Source organism: Paenibacillus sp. P3E (genome assembly GCF_001909045.1).
Lineage (GTDB): Bacteria > Bacillota > Bacilli > Paenibacillales > Paenibacillaceae > Paenibacillus_AQ > Paenibacillus_AQ helianthi.
Genome location: NZ_LVWH01000199.1, coordinates 20,168 through 38,449, shown reverse-complemented (window position 1 = coordinate 38,449; position 18,282 = coordinate 20,168). Strand labels below are relative to the sequence as shown.

The 18,282-nt window shown below is 51.7% G+C and carries 7 protein-coding genes and 1 pseudogene; 7 read left to right on the top strand and 1 reads right to left on the bottom strand.

Annotated features, from left to right (window positions below; translation table 11 throughout):
- Window positions 1-127 precede the first annotated feature (127 nt).
- Window positions 128-8,230: a glycoside hydrolase family 2 gene (locus A3842_RS24795; RefSeq protein WP_074103085.1), complete on the top strand. Its 8,103-nt coding sequence runs from the start codon at window positions 128-130 to the stop codon at window positions 8,228-8,230.
- Between the two features lie 117 nt (window positions 8,231-8,347).
- Here the strand turns inward: A3842_RS24795 and A3842_RS24785 are convergent.
- Window positions 8,348-8,734, bottom strand: a pseudogene (locus tag A3842_RS24785) (transposase); the annotation flags it as partial.
- 329 nt (window positions 8,735-9,063) lie between these two features.
- Between A3842_RS24785 and A3842_RS24780 the strand changes: the two are divergent.
- The 6 genes from A3842_RS24780 (at window position 9,064) to A3842_RS24755 (ending at window position 18,240) form a co-directional block, all read left to right on the top strand.
- Complete coding sequence (locus tag A3842_RS24780; protein ID WP_074103083.1) at window positions 9,064-10,083, top strand: LacI family DNA-binding transcriptional regulator; 1,020 nt, start codon at window positions 9,064-9,066, stop codon at window positions 10,081-10,083.
- A 52-nt stretch (window positions 10,084-10,135) separates the two neighbouring features.
- A complete protein-coding gene (locus A3842_RS24775; RefSeq protein ID WP_074103082.1) occupies window positions 10,136-12,436 on the top strand; it encodes an AraC family transcriptional regulator in 2,301 nt (766 codons plus the stop codon).
- A gap of 224 nt (window positions 12,437-12,660) precedes the next feature.
- Entirely contained in the window at window positions 12,661-13,581 is a 921-nt protein-coding gene (locus A3842_RS24770; protein ID WP_074103081.1) for an ABC transporter permease, read from the top strand.
- A gap of 15 nt (window positions 13,582-13,596) precedes the next feature.
- Window positions 13,597-14,532, top strand: a complete 936-nt coding sequence (locus A3842_RS24765) for a carbohydrate ABC transporter permease (protein ID WP_074103080.1) — start codon at window positions 13,597-13,599, stop codon at window positions 14,530-14,532.
- 98 nt (window positions 14,533-14,630) lie between these two features.
- Window positions 14,631-16,199 carry an extracellular solute-binding protein gene (locus A3842_RS24760; protein WP_083609719.1) on the top strand — a complete coding sequence of 523 codons (1,569 nt, stop codon included), beginning with the start codon at window positions 14,631-14,633 and terminating at the stop codon, window positions 16,197-16,199.
- A 145-nt stretch (window positions 16,200-16,344) separates the two neighbouring features.
- Window positions 16,345-18,240 carry an RICIN domain-containing protein gene (locus tag A3842_RS24755; protein ID WP_074103079.1) on the top strand — a complete coding sequence of 632 codons (1,896 nt, stop codon included), beginning with the start codon at window positions 16,345-16,347 and terminating at the stop codon, window positions 18,238-18,240.
- Window positions 18,241-18,282: the final 42 nt, after the last annotated feature.

Here is an 18,282-nt window from a genome sequence, read left to right as displayed (position 1 = left end):
ACATTGAATGACTTAGGCACTCAAACTTTTTATAAGGTTGAGAGAGGGAGGAATGAAAAAAATAATTCAGTTTTCTTTTTTTAAAATGAAATCGATTTCAAATAAAGAGAGTCGAAAGGAGTCATGTATGCAGTCCATAAGCAAATCGGTAAAGCGCAAGCGGGGGCATAACAAATATTTCGCGGCCGTCATGGCACTGGTTTTGCTGTTGCCGGGAGTATTCGGGGGAATGGCACGAGATACCGCTTACGCGCAGGAGACACCACCACAGACACCGCCGCAGACACAGACAGACAGCAAGTGGTATCAGAACTTTGAGCAGGCCGGAGAGGGGAAGACCTATGGGATTTCTGCCGTCGGTACCTCATCAACAGCTTCGATTACAGACCTGACACCGGGAGGCGGAAGTCGGGGAAGTGTGCGCCTGACCCAGACGAACGACAATAATCCCAGCGGCGGAGCCTGGAACACCGATATTTACGGATTCACGGTATCGCCACAGAAGGATACAGTTACAGAAGGGACCTATTATGATGCTTCTGCCTATGACTATTTAAATTTTTACGTTCTGGACACCGATGTTCATAACCCGAATGTTGTTATCCGGGATGCAGATGGGAAAGAATGGAATGCCAATACGGATCAGAATCTGTCCGTGAAGGATCAGTGGACGAGGCTTTCGATTCCGCTCGATAAGACAAAACTCGATTTTTCGCGGATTGTCTCCATTTCGCTGGGCGAGTATTGGGGCTGGGGCAACATCTATTATTTTGATGAGATGTACTTTTCCAAATCTGCTGCCGCTCTGCCGCCGGCTTATCCGGATGATGGCAATGTGCCGTCGGCGCCAGTTATGTACCAGAGCTTCGAACAACCCGGTAGTGATGGCAGCTATGGCTTGGCAGGTCAGGGAACCGCGACGATTGCCCAGCGTGTCACTGCTGATGCTGCTTACTCCTCAAGCTCCGGCAGTCTAAAAATGGTGCAGAATACCTATACGGACGGGGACGGGAAGGAACGGAACGAAGCCTGGAACACCGGCGTTTATGGAGCCGGAATTAAACCTGAAGGCAACTCGACCGTATCCGGTGTAACGTATATGGATGCTTCCCCTTTCAGTTATCTGTTGTTCTACGTCAAGGATACGACAGCCGCCGCCGGATCCAGTATACATGTTGTATTCAAGGATACCGAAGGCGGGGTCTGGGATACGGAAACAAGCGCAGCGGTCAAGACGCAGTCGAAGCAATGGGTGAAAATGACCGTAAAGTTGGACAAATCAAAAATTAATTTGTCCAGATTGCAGCAGATTGAGCTTGGATCGTACTGGGGTTACGGTAATGTATATTACTACGATGATCTTTATCTGGCCCAGAAGGAAACGGATGCTTCGCCTGCCATTAAGCCAGAGCGCACGGCCTTGTTCAATGATTTTGAGAGCCGAACCGGCTACTCTGCAGGCAGCGCTACTACCGCCGAGACCTCAGCAGATATAGCCAACGCAGCGGGCATGGCCGGTGTCAAGGTCACGACTGTCAAAAATGACTGGCCTTATGCGGCTGGGAGTTACTTGAGCGTACAGCCCAAAGCAGGCGGGACGTTCGATGCGTCAGCTTATTCATATCTTGCTTTCTATCTGAAGGACACCCAGGGCAGCAATGGTGTGGAATTCCGTATCAAGGATGCCAATGGGGGCGTCTGGGACACGTGGGGAACCGCCAAATCGACCAAGAATAAATGGGTCAATATGCAGCTTTCGCTGAAAGAAGCCTCGAAGATTGACCTGACAAAAATCGTATCCGTCGATATCGGCTTTTACAATGCCGGAGTGTATTATCTCGATGATATGTATTTTGCCATGGCCGAAGACGATGTACTGGCCGGCTTCATCAGCGGAAACCAGAATATCGGAGCGGTCTGGTATCAGAATTTCGAGACGAAAGGGCAGGACGGACAATACGGGATTACGGCAGGTACAGGGGTGAGTACCACACTCAGTATGGATAAGTCAGCCAATCCATACAACTCTGCGAGCATTCGGGCAGTGCTGTCCCAGGATTCAACCAACCCTGCCACGAATGGCATAAACGTCAAGCCGCAGGCGCTCGAAGAGTCTCCGGACAAGAACCAGCCTTACGACTATAAGGCGGAGTTCGACGCCACAAATTTCAGCCATCTGATCTTTTATGTGTGGGATGAGCAGGGCGGTCAGACGCTGTCCGTACAGTTGAAGGATGCTGGCGGAAAAACGGTAGACTGGCAGACCGGAAAGACGACAACAGCCGGCTGGAACCGGATCGCCATGCCTTTGGACAAGAGTCTGAACTTCCAATTTGCACGCCTAAGCACGGTGACGGTGACGCCTGCGAAAGCGGGGACCTATTATCTGGATGAGTTTTATTTCGCTAAAAAAGAAAGTGCAGGCTTCCCGAATGCCGGCTTTACGCAATTGGTGTTGAAGGATGTGGACGGCGAAGCGATGCCTTATTCAGGCAGTCTGCCGTTGGGTTCTTTCGAGAAGCAGAAGGACAGAACGTACCTTTCCTTAAACGGAGACTGGAAAAAAGAAAGAACCACGCTGGATTCCAATCTGTCAGCAGCACCACGGGACAGTGCCAGAACTGCCGGCCTTGAAGATGAGGCGGGCGGCAGACAGGAGACTGGCTACAACGATTCCGGCTGGGCTGGTAAGACACTGCCTCTCCCGGAGGATGAGAGCACAGCTTACGAATCGCTGAGCGGACCGGAGAACAAGAGTGACAAGTCGGGTTATCAGGGCGGGGTATGGTACCGCAAGCATTTTGAGGTGAATAGCTCTCTTGCGGGGCAGCCTGCACAGCTTACTTTCCTCGGCGTCAACTATTTCGCGGATGTATGGATCAATGGCAAATATGCGGGCGGGCATCAGGGCGGCTACACGCCGTTCGCACTGGACGCATCCAATCTACTCAATTATGGCGGCGACAATGTGATCGCTGTGCGTGTTGACAATCCGAAATGGGATAAGTTCAATAACGGGGAAATCGTGCCGTACGCGACGTCCGACTGGTTCAACTACACAGGAATCCTGCGGGACGCCTACGTTGAATTTATGCCGGACACCTATGTGGTGCGCAGTGATGTGCGTACGCTGGGTACGGATGGAGATCTGTCAGTCCGAACCTTTCTGAATCATACGGGTAAAACAGCTGAACAGGTTCAGCTGTCCTATACCATCTATGAAGCGAAGATCGGAGAGAGTAACCGGCTCAGCGAATATGCGCAGGATCTGACGGGTACGGAAGCGGCAGCGGCCCAAGGAAGCGCATTAACGGTTCCAGCCAGCGGGCAGGCGGTACAAACACTCAAGGTAAAAGTACCTAAACCGAAGCTGTGGAGTCCGTCTGAACCGAATCTGTATATTTTAAAGGTAGAGCAGAAGACCGGCGGAGCAGTAACGGACACCTTCTATACCCAGTTCGGTATCCGTACACTGGAAGCGGATGGTGTACAGCTTAAGCTGAACGGAGAGTTGGCCCCGTTCCTCACCGGGGTCGGTTATACGGAGGACAGCAGCGACAAAGGACCTTCACTGAATGATGCAACCCGGTACAGCGACCTGCTGAAGATCAAGGAGGAGCTGAAGGCTAATTTCGTCCGGACCGGGCATTTTCCGCACAGCCTGCCGACCTATCAATTTGCCGACCGGATCGGTCTGGCCATCTGGCAGGAAATTCCGGCCTATTGGTTCAGCGGAGAAGCCTTTGACCTGCAGCGTCAGCGGGGCCAGGCCAAGCAAATGATGGAGGAAATGATCTTCAGTAATTACAACCGACCTTCCGTCTGGTTTGACGGGGTCAGCAATGAGTCAGGCGGGCAGCTGGAGCGTGTCAACTTTATCCAAGAGATGCGGGATGCTGCACATGCCATCGATGGAACAAGACTGGTCGGCCAGTCCGCCGTGGCGAATCCGTACAAAGGGGTGAGCGACCATTCGCATTCCCCGGCCGATATCATCGGAATGACCATGTATTTCGGCGCCTTTTATGGTGCAAATCCAGATTTAGAGACACAGGAGGAAATTGAGGCCATCCATGCACTGCATCCAGGTAAGCCGATCATTGCTACAGAGTACGGCTACTGGTCAGGGGATGAAACCGCCTCGGACACAAGGCAGACGACGCTGTTCACCGGTACCTTCAATGCATTTGCCCGGACAGCTACACGGGCGGAGGACGGAACGCCGAACCCGGGCGGACTGTTGAGCGGTGCAGCCTGGTGGACTGCATATAACTGGTATACCAATATTACAGGCCTGCAGACGATGGGCTTGTATCATATGGACCGTACAACGCCGAAGCAAGTGAAGGATATTCTGGCCGAGCGGTATAACCGGTATAACCGGATTTCAGCCGGAACGCAGCCGAACCCGGCCGGTATCTCGGCTTGGTTCCAGAGTTTTGAGTCAGGCCGGGGGTATTTAGCTTCCTCCCCTCAGCTGCAGCTGGAATCAGCAGCAGACAGTGCGGCCGGCAACGGCACGAAGAGTCTCAAGATCACAGCGGGCTCCGGCGCCGACGGGACTTATGCCGCATTTGTTCCGCAGGGCGGCGCGATCAACAGTGATCTGACAGGTTACAATTACCTGAACTTCTACGCTAAGGACAGCGTGGGGGACAGACCTCTTTCCGTGACGCTCGTGGATGCCGAGGGGCATTCCTGGACAACGGAGACGGATGGGAAGACGGTGAAAAACGCATGGACACGGCTAAGTGTTCCGCTTCTGAAGTCGCAGGGCGTTCCACTGTCCAGCCGGCAGTTGAATACGCTGGCGATTACCCAGATCAGGATCGGCATGAACGCTTCTGAGCAGTTATGGGTCGACAACTTCTTCGCGGCAACCTACAAGACCGGCGTGGAGCCCGCTTCGTATCCTGTTGGTTCCAGCGGCTGGTTCCAATCTTTTGAGGAGCCAGATGTGCAGGTCGGCCAGGGTGTGAATGCCACCGCGACGGTGGACCGGAAATTCGGGGTCAATCCTGGAGGAACGGGAAGTGTGAAGCTGGAAGTCACTGGAGACGCCGGTTCACCGGGAGCGGATAAGCAATCTGTCATCATTAAGCCACAGGGCGGTGCAGCTTCCATAGATGCTTCCGGCTTCAATTATCTGGCCTTCTATGTAAAGGATATGCAGGGATCGAACACCGTCCACGTTACCTTTGTGGATACGGACGGCACGGTCTCCGTGAACAACTGGACCGATGTCAGTTCCGTCAAGGGGCAGTGGACGAAAGTGTATCTTCCGCTGATGAAGACCTCTGCGGATATCAGCAGTCTGAAGGAAATCCGGTTGTCGGAGTGGAATCCCGGCACCTATTATTTTGACGATCTGTACTTCGCTGAGTATCCGTCGGATGAAATTCCTGCCACATATACGGAAAAGATACCAGAGAAGAACCGCCCGGAAGGTCAAATCAAGGTAGCAGCGGTCGGAGATAGTATCACAGCGGGAGCCGGGCTGAAATATGCCGGGGTAACGAGTTATCCGGCACAGCTCCAGTCGCTGCTCGGCAGCAACTTTGCCGTCAAGAACTTCGGCGTCAGCGGCCGCACGCTGCAAAAGGACGGCGACGATCCGTACTGGAATGAAGCCGCATTTGCGGCCAGCAAGACCTATGCTCCTGACGTCGTGGTTATCCAGCTGGGTACCAATGATACGAAAGCCTGGAACTGGAAGGAGGGGCAGAACCACTTCCTGAGCGACTATAAAGAGCTGATTCAATTGTATCAGGCGCTGCCAAGTCATCCGAAGGTCTTTGTCAATCTGCCTCCGGCAATATTCAACGACGATCCGAACCAGGCTTATGGCATTGTCAACTCCGTCCTGCAAAACGGGGTCATTCCTCTGATTCGGAAGGCGGCTGAAGCGACAGGCGCAACCCTGATCGACGTGAACGCGGCCACAACCGGAAGCAGCAGCGACTTCCCGGATAAGATTCATCCGAATCCGAAAGGAGCCTGGACTTTAGCCGATACAGTGGCCAAAGCTATCCGGGGCAAACTTTACAACATCGGGGATACGGAGGTCACTACCTGGAAAGACGGCAAGGCCGGCGCGTATTCGATTATGTATGATGATGGTATCTACGAATCTGATTTACGGTTTGCCGGATTGCATGAAAAATACAAGCTGAAAGGAACGCTCGCGCTGATCAGCGGCTGGATCGACAATGCCTATAATGACACTGGCGCTTCCACGGGTACATGGGAGCAGTGGAAAGCGCTGTTGGATAAAGGGATTTTCGATGTAGCCAGCCATACGGTTACTCACCGCAATCTGACCACGCTCAGCGCGTCAGAGATGTCCTCCGAGTTAAAGGATTCTGTCGCCCGGATCAAGGAGAAGACTGGTTATAAGCCGGAATCGCTGGCGCTCCCGTACAATACGGGCAATGCAGCGGTTGCGGCAGAAGCAGCCAAGTATTTCGTTGCTGCGCGCCAGGGAGGTAACAATGCCGGCAACGCCAGCAGCACAGAGCAGTATTACAATCTGAGCAGTACAATGGTTGAAAGTACGACAACGGCTGTCCAACTGGATGATTGGACCGACTTTGGTATCGCCAAAGGAAACTGGCTGATTCTGACCGGTCATGGCAATGATGGAGAAGGCTGGTCCTCACCTCCGCTCAGCCTGTATGACAACCATTATGGATATGTAGCCCAGCGGAAAGACGCTCTTTGGAACGGTACCTTTGCCGAGGTGGGCAAATATTTGCGTGAAAGACAGAACGCTACAGCAAAGGTTACAAAACCCGCTTCCGGTGCAATCGAGGTTAAGCTGGAGGGTACACTGGACCCGGCAGTTTACAATGAGCCGCTAACCCTGAGAACGAAGGTTCCGGCCGAGTGGAATGAGGTTACTCTCACACGGGGGGCCACTTCTTATAACCTGAAGCCGGTCCGGGAAGGTGAAGGTGCATTCGTCTATTACGAAGCCGTGCCTGGAACGCAAATGCTGGTTATCAGTAAGAAGGGAACGGACACTCCGACTCCGACTCCGACTCCCACTCCTGATGCCGGAACCCCAACAGCGACCCCTTCCGTTTCCGTAGGCGCAACAGACAGTACGAAGTCTGTTCTTGCTCCCGGCACAGAGGAGCTTACGAAGGCGCTCGCTGCCGCTCAGGCAGATGCCAATGGAGTGCGGACGCTTACGTTTAAGGCTGGATCAGCTGCGGGTAAAACAACATTCGAATTGCAGCTGCCTGCCTCATATCTGGCCTCGATGAAGCAGGTGCGGATCCAATTCATTACCTCTGCAGGAAGTCTGCTACTTCCGGGGGATATGTTTGCGGGCATGGCTAAAGACGCGAAGCAGATTGCAGTGTCCGTTAAGCTCGCGGATCTGTCCGGTGCGGATGGAGACGTTAAGCAGGCTGCGGGCAGTCGTCCGGTTGTCGAGCTTGGCGCAGCCGTGGACGGCAACCCTGTCAGCTGGAAGAACAATCTAGCGACGGTTACGTTCCGCACGCCTTACCAGCTTTCCTCCGCCGAAGCGCTCAACCCGTCTCAGCTGACGTTCTGGCAGATCGGGGCAAACGGCAAGGGACAGCCGGTAGTCAGCGGACGATATGACAGCACAGGCAAAGAGATGCAATTCACCACACATCACTTCAGCCGCTATGCCGTTGTCTCTGTAGCCAAGAGTTTCGGCGATCTGGGCCGCTACGGCTGGGCGCAGGCAGCGGTGGAAGCTCTTGCCTCTAAGGGAGCTATCCAGGGAGTCTCGGAGCAATCGTATTCGCCTGCGCAGACTATTACCCGCGCAGATGCGGTGGTCATGATTATGCGGCTGTTTGATCTGCAGGCGCAAGCCTCCAATTCCTTTACGGATATAGCGCAGGCTGATTATTACTATGAAGATGTGAATGCTGCCCGGACGCTGGGCATTGTTCGCGGTACGGGCAGTGATGAGTTCCGGCCGAAGCAGCCGGTAACCCGTCAGGAAATGATAATGATGATGGACAACGCCATGCTTGCGGCAGGCAAGGAGCACTCCGTGGGCAGCGGGGAGGCATTGCCGGAATTCAGGGATGCTTCTAAGGTATCCGCTTATGCCAGGGAAAGTGTAGCCCGTGCGGTTTCGGCTGGTTTGTTCCAGGGCTATAACGGTTACTTGCAGCCCGTTTCGCCGATCACAAGAGCGGAAGCTGCTGTCACGCTTTATCGGTTGTATGGAATCATGTATTAGTTGAATTGGCGGGCCGTTTCTGCGAATGTTTTGCGGTGACAGGTCACCATCAAGTTTAAAAGCATAAAAGTTAATAAGAGCAGCGCTCCTCCTGTTATTGGAGGAGCGCTGCTCCATTTTTTGGTCCATGTCTTCTCGCTTCAATAGATTGTGGGCTAGTGAAAGCCAACCGACTTCTAGCGTCATTTTGCCGATGCCCCGAAGCAGAAAACGCCGGAAGCCCCGGTTATTTTTCAGTGGTCCAAATACACTTTCCGGCTCCGTCATTCAACGTACAGCTCCTGCTTCACTCCGCAACTGTTCCCGCGCTTGGTACGGGTATCGTAGCCATTCCAGACGGATGGCCACCTCCCGATTTCCTGCCGCTTTCGTGAAACGCTCCTTTAGGGGGCAGCCGTCACAAGAACTGCTTCGGTAATGACGTCTACGAATTTCATAGCCGCTCTCTAAGGTCTCCTTGCTTTCCCAGTGGAAATGCAGCATTTTCCCGGCTGGGCACGTCCAGTACTTCATTTTACCAAAGGATGGTTTCTTTTTTTGCGTTTTTTAAAGATTGTAGTTCCATTTCCCGCTTAAACAGCGGAGAGGACGGAACGACCCGCGTAAAAGCGGCAGCGGTCGCCTTTATCCCCGGATTTTCACCGCGAAGGAGAATACATAAAATCTGGGGACCACAGCGATTGGAACAACGGTCCGTTCACGGTGCGTCGACCCAAGTAGCTTACGAATCTCATATGTATAGATAAGGGCTGAAAGAAGGGAACGAAAGGTTATTGAAATCGATTTCATTGATGTTATAATGGGTTTATCAAACCTTGAAAGTATGTGAACAAATGAAGGATAGCAAAATTATCGATGTTGCCCGGATTGCCAATGTCTCGCCCGCGACGGTATCCCGTGTATTGAACGACAGTCCGCTGGTAACCAAGGAAACGCAAAATAAGGTATTGAAGGCCATTCAGGAATTGAATTACACACCGAACGCCATGGGCAAGCAACTCCGATCCCGAAAGACCATGACGCTCGGCGTCGTCGTACTCGATATCGGGATATCTTATCATGCCGAGATTATCAAGGGCATAGAACAAAAGGCAAACGCAATGAATTACAAAATCCTCATCTGCAACTCACAAAATGAGAAGATGAAGGAACTGGAGTATTTGTCGCTGCTTCAGAACCGGACTGTGGACGGCATTATCCTGGTATCGCCAATGCTGAGCGACGGGGAGATCGCATCCTTCGCAGGTGAAGGCTATGCCATTGGGGTTATCGGACGGCGCCTTGGACATCTTAACATTCCTTGTTCCACTACGGATAACTGGAAAATCGGCCATGATGTGGTCACTCACCTGGTGGCAAACGGGCACCGGCGGATTGCTTATCTGAACGGCTACGAGGACGCGCTGGACAGCATCGACCGGCTGCAAGGATTTAAGGACGGGCTGGCTGAAGCGGGACTGCCTTTTCTGCCTACTCTAGTTGACAAAGGAGATTTTTCCGAAGATGGAGGATACGCGGCTTTCCGTCGTTTATGGGAAGAGAGCAGCGATTTTACAGCGGTATTTGCCGCCAATGACGAGATGGCACTCGGAGTATACAAAGCTTGCTCTGAGTATGGGATTGCAATTCCAGACCGCATGGCGGTGGTGGGTGTCGACAATATCCGGATTACCAACTATGTTTCGCCTAAGATTAGCTCCGTTGAACAGCCGCTGTACGAGTTGGGGGGGCTGCTGGCGGATAAAGTTATCGATCAGATCAACGGTGATCTCCAGCCGGGTCAAAAGGATTTTGTGATCAATTCCAGGCTAATTGTCAAAGGTTCTTCACAAAAAGGAGCTGATTCGATATGAATGCCTACTCACGCGGCTAAGAACAACACTATCTTTTGAGGGGGGATCATACATGAAAATGCCGCACAGAAAAGTAGATCGCTACTTCGGGAAGTTTTTTTCTGTAATGGTAGTTACGATATTTCTGACTATTTCCATACTGTCCATCATTCTGTATATGAATTTTGAGAAAATCGCGCTCAGCCAGTCCTACGATCAGACGATGGACAATCTGGCGCAGACGACTCAGGAAGCCTCCGTGATGGCTGTGACCGCCGCCACGTTCGCCAAGCAGATTCATAGCGATCAGAATATCGCCAATCTGCTTAATTTTCCCGACCTCAGCGCTCAGGACATCGACAGTTCCATCCGCCAGTTAACCAATTATCGTGAAACCTCTCCGTTTATCGATTCCATCTATGTTTATAATGCCGAGTCACGCACTTTCTATATCACTTCGGATATGAGCGTGCCCTCGGTGTTCAGCGAGGCGGAATTTTACGACCAGGAACTGAGCAGCATGCTCCAGCATGTGAATGATTACAAAACACTGATGCCGATTCCCCGTAAGCTGAAGATCGACGGGCTCGTTGGAAACATCGCGGAGCGGGAAAGGGATACGTATACTTTTTTGCTATATGACACGCTCAGCAAGAAGCCGCGGAAGAATGCGGTTGTCGTCAACATCAAGGAGACGCAGCTGCAAAAGCATATCGACGGTTCGCTGACGAATGATCCGACGAATACCTTTCTGATCGACGAGAACGGCACGCTTGTTACAAACAGCTGGAAGACACCGATGCTGACCAACCTTAAGGGAACGCCGTATATTGACCGGATCTTGCGCGGACCGGACGATTCCGGGTATTTTGCCGCTGAGGTGGATCATGTCAAAAGTCTAGTCACCTACAGCAGTCCGGACTATCTGGGCTGGAGATATATCCGCATTGTGCCTTATTCAGTGATCAGCCGGAATATCGATAGTATGCGGATCAAAACGCTGATCGTTGCAGGGGCTATCCTGTTCGCCGGACTCGCAATCTCCTCACTGCTGTCCCAGCGGATCTTCAGCGGGCTGAACCATAAGCTCTCCCGGCTGGGTAAGCTGGAAACAGAACAGCGGGAGAGCGTCCAGGCGATGCGCTCGGAATATCTCCGCAGCCTGTTGAACGGGTATACACAGATGAACGCCGGGCATGCAGCCGCGCGGTTTGAACGGTACGGCATTCCGCTGGATCCTGCACAGCCGGTCCGTGTCCTGCTGATTTTGGTGGACGATCACCTGCTGTTCGTGAACCGGTACAAAGCGGAGGACCGCAAGTTGCTGCTCTACGGAGTGCTCAACATTGCCCAGGAGCTCTTCGCCGCCGCTGGCATTCCAGCCGCTGCGGCGGATATCGGGGATGAACAGGCGGCGGTGCTGCTTCAGATGTCCGGCGAAGCCGAAGGTGACCGGGAGCGGTGCAGAGATTATGCCGCTTGGATTCAAACTGCGGTCAGCGAATATTTAAAGCTATCGGTCACTGTATCCTCCAGCCTAAGCGGTCCGGGGATCGAAGCGGTGCATGCCTTGTATCAGCAAGCAGTGGAAGCCTCATACAGCTGGGTATTCAGCGGAGCCGGCAGCCATATCGAAGCCGAAGAAGTGGAACATAACAAGACCAAACGTTATGAATATCCGCTGCAGAAAGAAAAGCAGATGATTGATGAGCTGATGCTGGGGCGGATAGCTGATGTAAGGCAGCTGTTCCGTGAGATCATTATAGATACGGCTGATTATACCTATATATCCTACCAGTTTGCCGTTTCACACCTGACCTTTGCGCTGCAGAACGCACTGCGGATTATCCGGCAGCATTCTCCGTCGAACGAGGACTGGGAGTTCATTAACCTGCACCTGTATATGCCTCATTCCCGGGCAGAGACGATGGGGCAGTTCATTGAACGTTGTATGTCCCTGTTTGATCAGCTGGAGAATCAGATGAATGAACGGAAAAAGAGCCGGCATGATGAATTGCCGTGCCGGATCAAAAAAATTCTCGATGAACGGTATGCCGATCCGAATCTGTCTCTGGACATGCTGGCAGACGAGCTCGGCATGTCCGCCACCTATCTCGGGCGCGTGTTCAAACAGCATACGCTGCAGACGATACTCGGTTATATCCAGGAGGTGCGGATGAGCAGAGTGCGCGAGCTGCTCCTGCATACGGATGCCCCTGTCGGAGAAATCGCAGAACGCGCCGGCTTCTCGAACAGCCCGTACTTTTTTAAAGCGTTCAAGAAGTATAACGGTGTAACGCCTGCGGAATACCGCAGAACGGGCCGGGACCGAACGGATGAGGATGGTGTAGAGTCAGGCATTGCTGCTGAATAGACGGAGGCGTTCCGTGGCGGGAAAACCGCATAGGAACGCCTTTTTTAACGGATAGAAGTAGCAATTAAGCAGTCAGTTCGGAAAAAATTAGTCTGCTTTTTAAGCGGAAAGTGAGTCATATCGCATATGGTAAGTTGCCCGGAAATAGTCTCTATCCTAGTATAGAGTTTGTAGCCGGGAGTACCGGCGGAACATACAAACAGAAGGAGAAGGAGGCCGATTCGATGTCCGGAAAGGGCGGGATCATCCGGGAGCTGCGTCAGAGCAAGACGCTTCTGCTAATGATTGCACCAACCATTGTGTTTTTCATTGTGTTTAGTTACGTCCCGATGATAGGCGTGTATTACGCCTTTACGAAGTTTGATTTTGACGGAGGGCTTTTTGGAAGCCAGTTTGTCGGGATGGAGAATTTTAAGTTCTTATTTAATACTGGAGTGTTGTGGAATCTGACCAAGAATACTGTGCTGTATAATCTGGCGTTCATTTTACTGGGTAATATCATGCAGATTATTTGTGCCGTATTCCTTGCTCAGCTGTCCGGCAAGCTGTTTAAGAAGACAGCCCAGTCGCTGATGTTTCTTCCCTATTTTCTGTCCTGGGTGCTGGTAGGCGCGTTCGTCTATAACCTGTTCTCAGATCTTGGGGTAGTCAACAGTGTACTTAAGCAGCTTGGACTTCATTCCTATGATTTCTACCTGCATACGGCACCATGGAAGTTCATTATTGTGTTCTTTAGTATCTGGAAAGGACTTGGCTATGGTACTGTCATTTATTTGGCAGCCATTATGGCGATCAGCGATGAATATTACGAAGCAGCGAAAATCGACGGGGCGACTATCTTTCAGCAAATCCGCAATATTACGCTGCCGTTGCTGAAGCCTACATTCATTCTGCTGATTCTGTTCAGTCTAGGCAGCATTATGAAGGGGCAATTCGATCTGTTCTATCAGATTATCGGCAGCAATGGTATGCTCTACGATGCCACAGATATTATCGACACGTTTGTGTTCCGTTCCCTGACAGTCAATTTTGACATCGGTATGGGTACGGCAGCCGGCCTGTATCAATCATTCTTCGGCTTCGCTTTAATTATGATTGTCAATTACATCATCCGTAAGACGAACAAGGACTACTCTTTGTTTTAGAAAGGAGGTATACGCATGAGTACCCAAGTCAAACAACTAGCCAAGGCGGATGCCTCCAAAGGCAGCCGGATTAAGCAGGACAAGGAAACCATCTTTTTTAATATCATCGGCTACACGCTGTTAACACTCGTTTCCCTGGTCTGTCTCATCCCCTTTTGGCTAATCGTCGCCGGTTCTTTTACCGATGAGATGGAGATTGTCTCAAAAGGCTTTCAATTGTTCCCGGACACGGTCTCTTTCGAGGCGTATAAGTCCTTATTCAGTACGCCGGCGCAAATATACCGGGCTTATGGTGTAACGATCGGTGTGACCATCGTCGGATCGCTGCTGGGCATTTTCCTGACCTCGATGGCAGGGTATGTCCTTTCCCGCAAGGATTTCGCAATGCGCAACAGTATTTCGTTCTTTATTTACTTCACAACGCTGTTCAGCGGCGGCCTGATTCCCTGGTATATTCTCATGACCAAAAATCTGGGGCTCAAAGACAGCTATTGGGCGCTAATTCTGCCTCCGCTGCTGAGTGCCTGGAACATTATCCTGATGCGCAGCTTCATGAAGTCGATCCCTGAATCCATTGTAGAGTCCGCCAAAATTGATGGCGCCGGTGACTTCAAAATCTACCAGAGGCTGATTCTGCCGCTGTCGACGCCGGGACTGGCCACAATCGGGCTGTTTCTAGCACTCGGCTACTGGAACGATTGGTTCAATGCCAATATGTTCATTACAACGGATACTAAATATCCGCTACAATTTCTGCTCTATAAAATCCTGTCCAGCGCAGCGGTGCTGCGGTCGAATAACGGGGCCTATCTGGCCGCTAATGTCGTGCCGCCGACAGAAACACTCAAAATGGCCGTTGCTGTAGTGGCGACAGGTCCAATTATCCTGCTGTATCCTTTCGTTCAGCGCTACTTCGTGAAAGGGCTTACGGTTGGAGCGGTCAAAGGTTAGAACCGGCTTGCCGGCTAACATAGTATTTTTTTTAAGTAATAAAGGGCAAGGTCAGACAGGCTCGAAGCATCTAGAACATTAATTGAGGAGGAATCAAGTTGGGAAAAATCAAAAAAAGATGGACACTGCTCGTCTCGCTCTCCATGCTGGCATCGCTGCTGGCAGGCTGTGGCGGATCGAATGACAATGCGGCGGGAAAGAACAATCCGGATCCGTCTGGAAGCAATGCCAGCCCATCGGCAAGTGAGGCTACAGCAAAAAAGGTAAAGCTGACCTGGTATCTGGTCGGCGATACGCATAAGGATATGGACAAGGTGATGGCCGAATGGAACAAGATGCTGGAAAAAGATCTGAACACTACGGTCGATCTCAAGTTTACCACCTGGAACGACTGGCAGACTAAATATAATCTGCTGCTAACCTCCGGTGAGAAGATTGACATGATCTTCGCATCGAGCTGGGCAGATTTCTACAAGCTGTCCAAGCAGGGGGCGTTCATGGATCTGACGAAGCTGCTCCCTGAATATGCGCCGGTAACCTGGGGCAATGTGCCGAAGGATGACTGGGGCTCCGTCACGGTCGGCGGCGGTATTTACGCAGTGCCGAATACGGTTTCGGAATACACGCCAGCCGGCTACGTCTACCGGGAGGACTGGCGCAAGGAATTGGGCCTGCCGGAGTTCAGTGACCTGAATTCGATTGAGGCTTACATGGATGCCGTGAAGACGAAGAAGCATGTTACCCCGATCAATGGCTTGGTCTATGATAACGTGAAGTTCCTATCCGAATACTGGAATGATTTCCGGATGATTGGCGGAAGTGATGTGATCGCGGCCACTTCTTACGATACTCCACGGGACATTCAAATTGTACCGTTTACCGACAAGTACGAAGCTTGGGTCAAGAAGATGAAGGAGTGGGCAGACAAGGGCTACTGGAACAAAAACTCGCTGTCCTCGAAGCAGGAAGCCGGCGATTTCATCAAGACCGGACAAGGAGCGATCTACTGGCGCAACCCGTCTAGTGCCGGAGGCTTTATTAATGAAGTAAAGGCCAAAAAACTGAATATGGAAATCGGCTACTTCCCGTTCACCCGGTTCCACAATTATGTAATGCCGACACTGCCAAGCTCGAACGCGATGGCTATTCCGAAGAGCTCGGAGAATCCGGAACGCTCGCTGATGGTGCTCGACAAGCTTCGCAACGACCCTGTTTACTTTGATCTGATGACCTACGGGATCGAAGGCACGCACTGGGCCAAGGGCAAAGATCCCAAATCGATTGTCATTCCGGCACCGGGTGTCGATCTTAATGTGACGCCTCGTTTCGATATCGCAAGCTGGGGCTGGCGATATGAGCCCAACATGCTGAAAGAAGAAGGAGGCTGGGACGGTCTCGATAAGCTGAAGGAAGAATTCAAGCCAATCAGCAAGCCGGATATTTTCGGACCTATTTATATGGATTATGAGCCGGTCAAAACCGAGCTTGCAGCGGTTAACCAGGTGTTTGAGCAATATGGCAAACCGCTGATGCTCGGACTGATACCTGATGTGGACGCTGCACTCAAGACCTACCGCGACAAGCTGAAAAAAGCCGGGATCGATAAACTCCTGGCTTATGTGAAGGAACAATCGTATCAGTATTTTGACGAAAAAGGAATTAAATAAAACTTGGAATGATGAGGAACAGCGGCGGAGGCAATTTCGCCGCTGTTCCGTTCATAATCAGAGAAGAAAGGGTCAAGTCATCCAAACTGTTAGCACTATAAGGGCATTTTGAGAAGTTCATATTATTCAGGGAGAGTGAACTGTTATGGCAATCAAAAAAATGCTGACTCTGGCAGTTGTTCTGGCTATTTCCGTGCCCATGGGGGCGGTGTCCTCACCGCAGCAGGCACAGGCTGCAGGTGAAAACGTACAGGTATGGTTGTCCAATCCCAATACAAATACTTGGTTGGCAAGACAAGCGGATGTCAGCTTCTCTGCATCCAGCGCAGGTGCCGACTATTCGATTGGTGTCAATGAGGGAAGAACGTATCAGACGATGGACGGTTTCGGAGCTTCACTCACAGATTCATCCAGCTGGCTGTTGCAAAATAAACTGTCTGCAGCCAAAAGAACAGAGGTCATGAACCAGCTGTTCAGCGCTGGCGGCATCAACATCAGCGCCCTCCGCCAGCCGATCGGCGCGAGTGACTTCAACTGGGAAATGTGGACCTATGATGATACGTACGGGAACAATGATGATATGAACCTGAGCGCTTTCTCCCTCTGGAGGGATGAAGCCTACATCCGCCCTATGCTTAATCAGGCCTATAACGTAAATCCGGGCAGGATCAAGCTGTTCGCCGCCCCATGGAGTCCTCCCGCCTGGATGAAGACGAAAAAAAGCCTCTACGGTGATACGGGCGGCAGCTTGAGTGAGTATTACTATGATGCCTATGCCAATTATCTGGTGAAATATTTGCAGCAGTATGCCGCACTTGGAACGCCTGTCTATGCCCTCTCCCTGCAGAATGAACCGAAAAATGCCCCACACTATCCTGGACTGCCTATGTCAGCCAGTGAACAAAGCAATCTGATCAATGTGCTGGGCCCGAAGCTGGCACAGAACGGACTTAACACTCAAATTATGGCCTATGACGACAACTATGACGATATTAGCTATGCCAAGTCAGTGCTGGATTCTACCGCATCTGCCTATACGCAGGGCAGTGCTTTTCATTATTATTCAGCCCTCAGCCATTCCAACCTGACCAGGCTGCATGAGCTGTTTCCGGCCAAACGGATCTGGTTCACGGAAGGCGGCAGCGGAACGTGGATTGGCGGCGGGACGAACGCAGGAATGTTCCAGGATCTGATGATGCATACGATCCGCTTCCCCAGAAACTGGGCAAAGTCCTATATCATGTGGAATGTCGCGCTGGATCAGAATGGCGGCCCTGCGCTCGCCGGAATTGATACGGCCAACCGCGGCCTGCTGACCATCCGCTCTGACACTACGGACTCAGTAACCTACAATCCGCAATTTTACGGTTTGGGGCACAGCAGTAAATTTGTCGACCTGAATGCGTCCCGTATTGATTCGAATACGTTTGAGAACAGCATGGAGGACGTAGCCTATAAAAATCCGGACGGCTCCATTGCGCTTGTGTTGTCCAACCGGCTCTCCAGCACTAAAACCGTCAAGATTCAGTGGAATTCCCAGTCATTCACGTACACGGTTCCTGCCGGTGGTGCGATCACATTCAAATGGTGGTCCAACTCGGCCCCGGTGACCGGCGGCACCTATAAGATTTTGAGCAAAGCAAGCGAAATGGCCCTGGATGTGACTGATGGTTCTACGGAGAATGGCGCGCTTGTCCAGCAATGGGAATATGCAGGCGGAAATAACCAGCGGTGGACGATCAGCGATGCAGGAAGCGGGTATGTCAACATCGTTAACACAGCCAGCGGTAAAGGCCTGGATGTGATAGATGGCTCCACCGCGGATCGTGCGGGCGTTCAGCAGTGGGCGCTTACGGGTACAGGAGGATATAATCAGCAGTGGAAGCTTGAAGCAGTTGGCGGCGGCTATTATAAGGTTGTGAACAGACAAAGCGGCAAAGTGCTGGATATTCCAAGCTCTTCAACCATGAACGGTACCAAAATCCAGCAGTGGTCCTATTTCGGAGCGGACAATCAGCTATTCTTCTTTGTAGCACCGTAAGGTTTGATTTGTACGCCAAAAAGCCCGCACAAACGCGGGCTT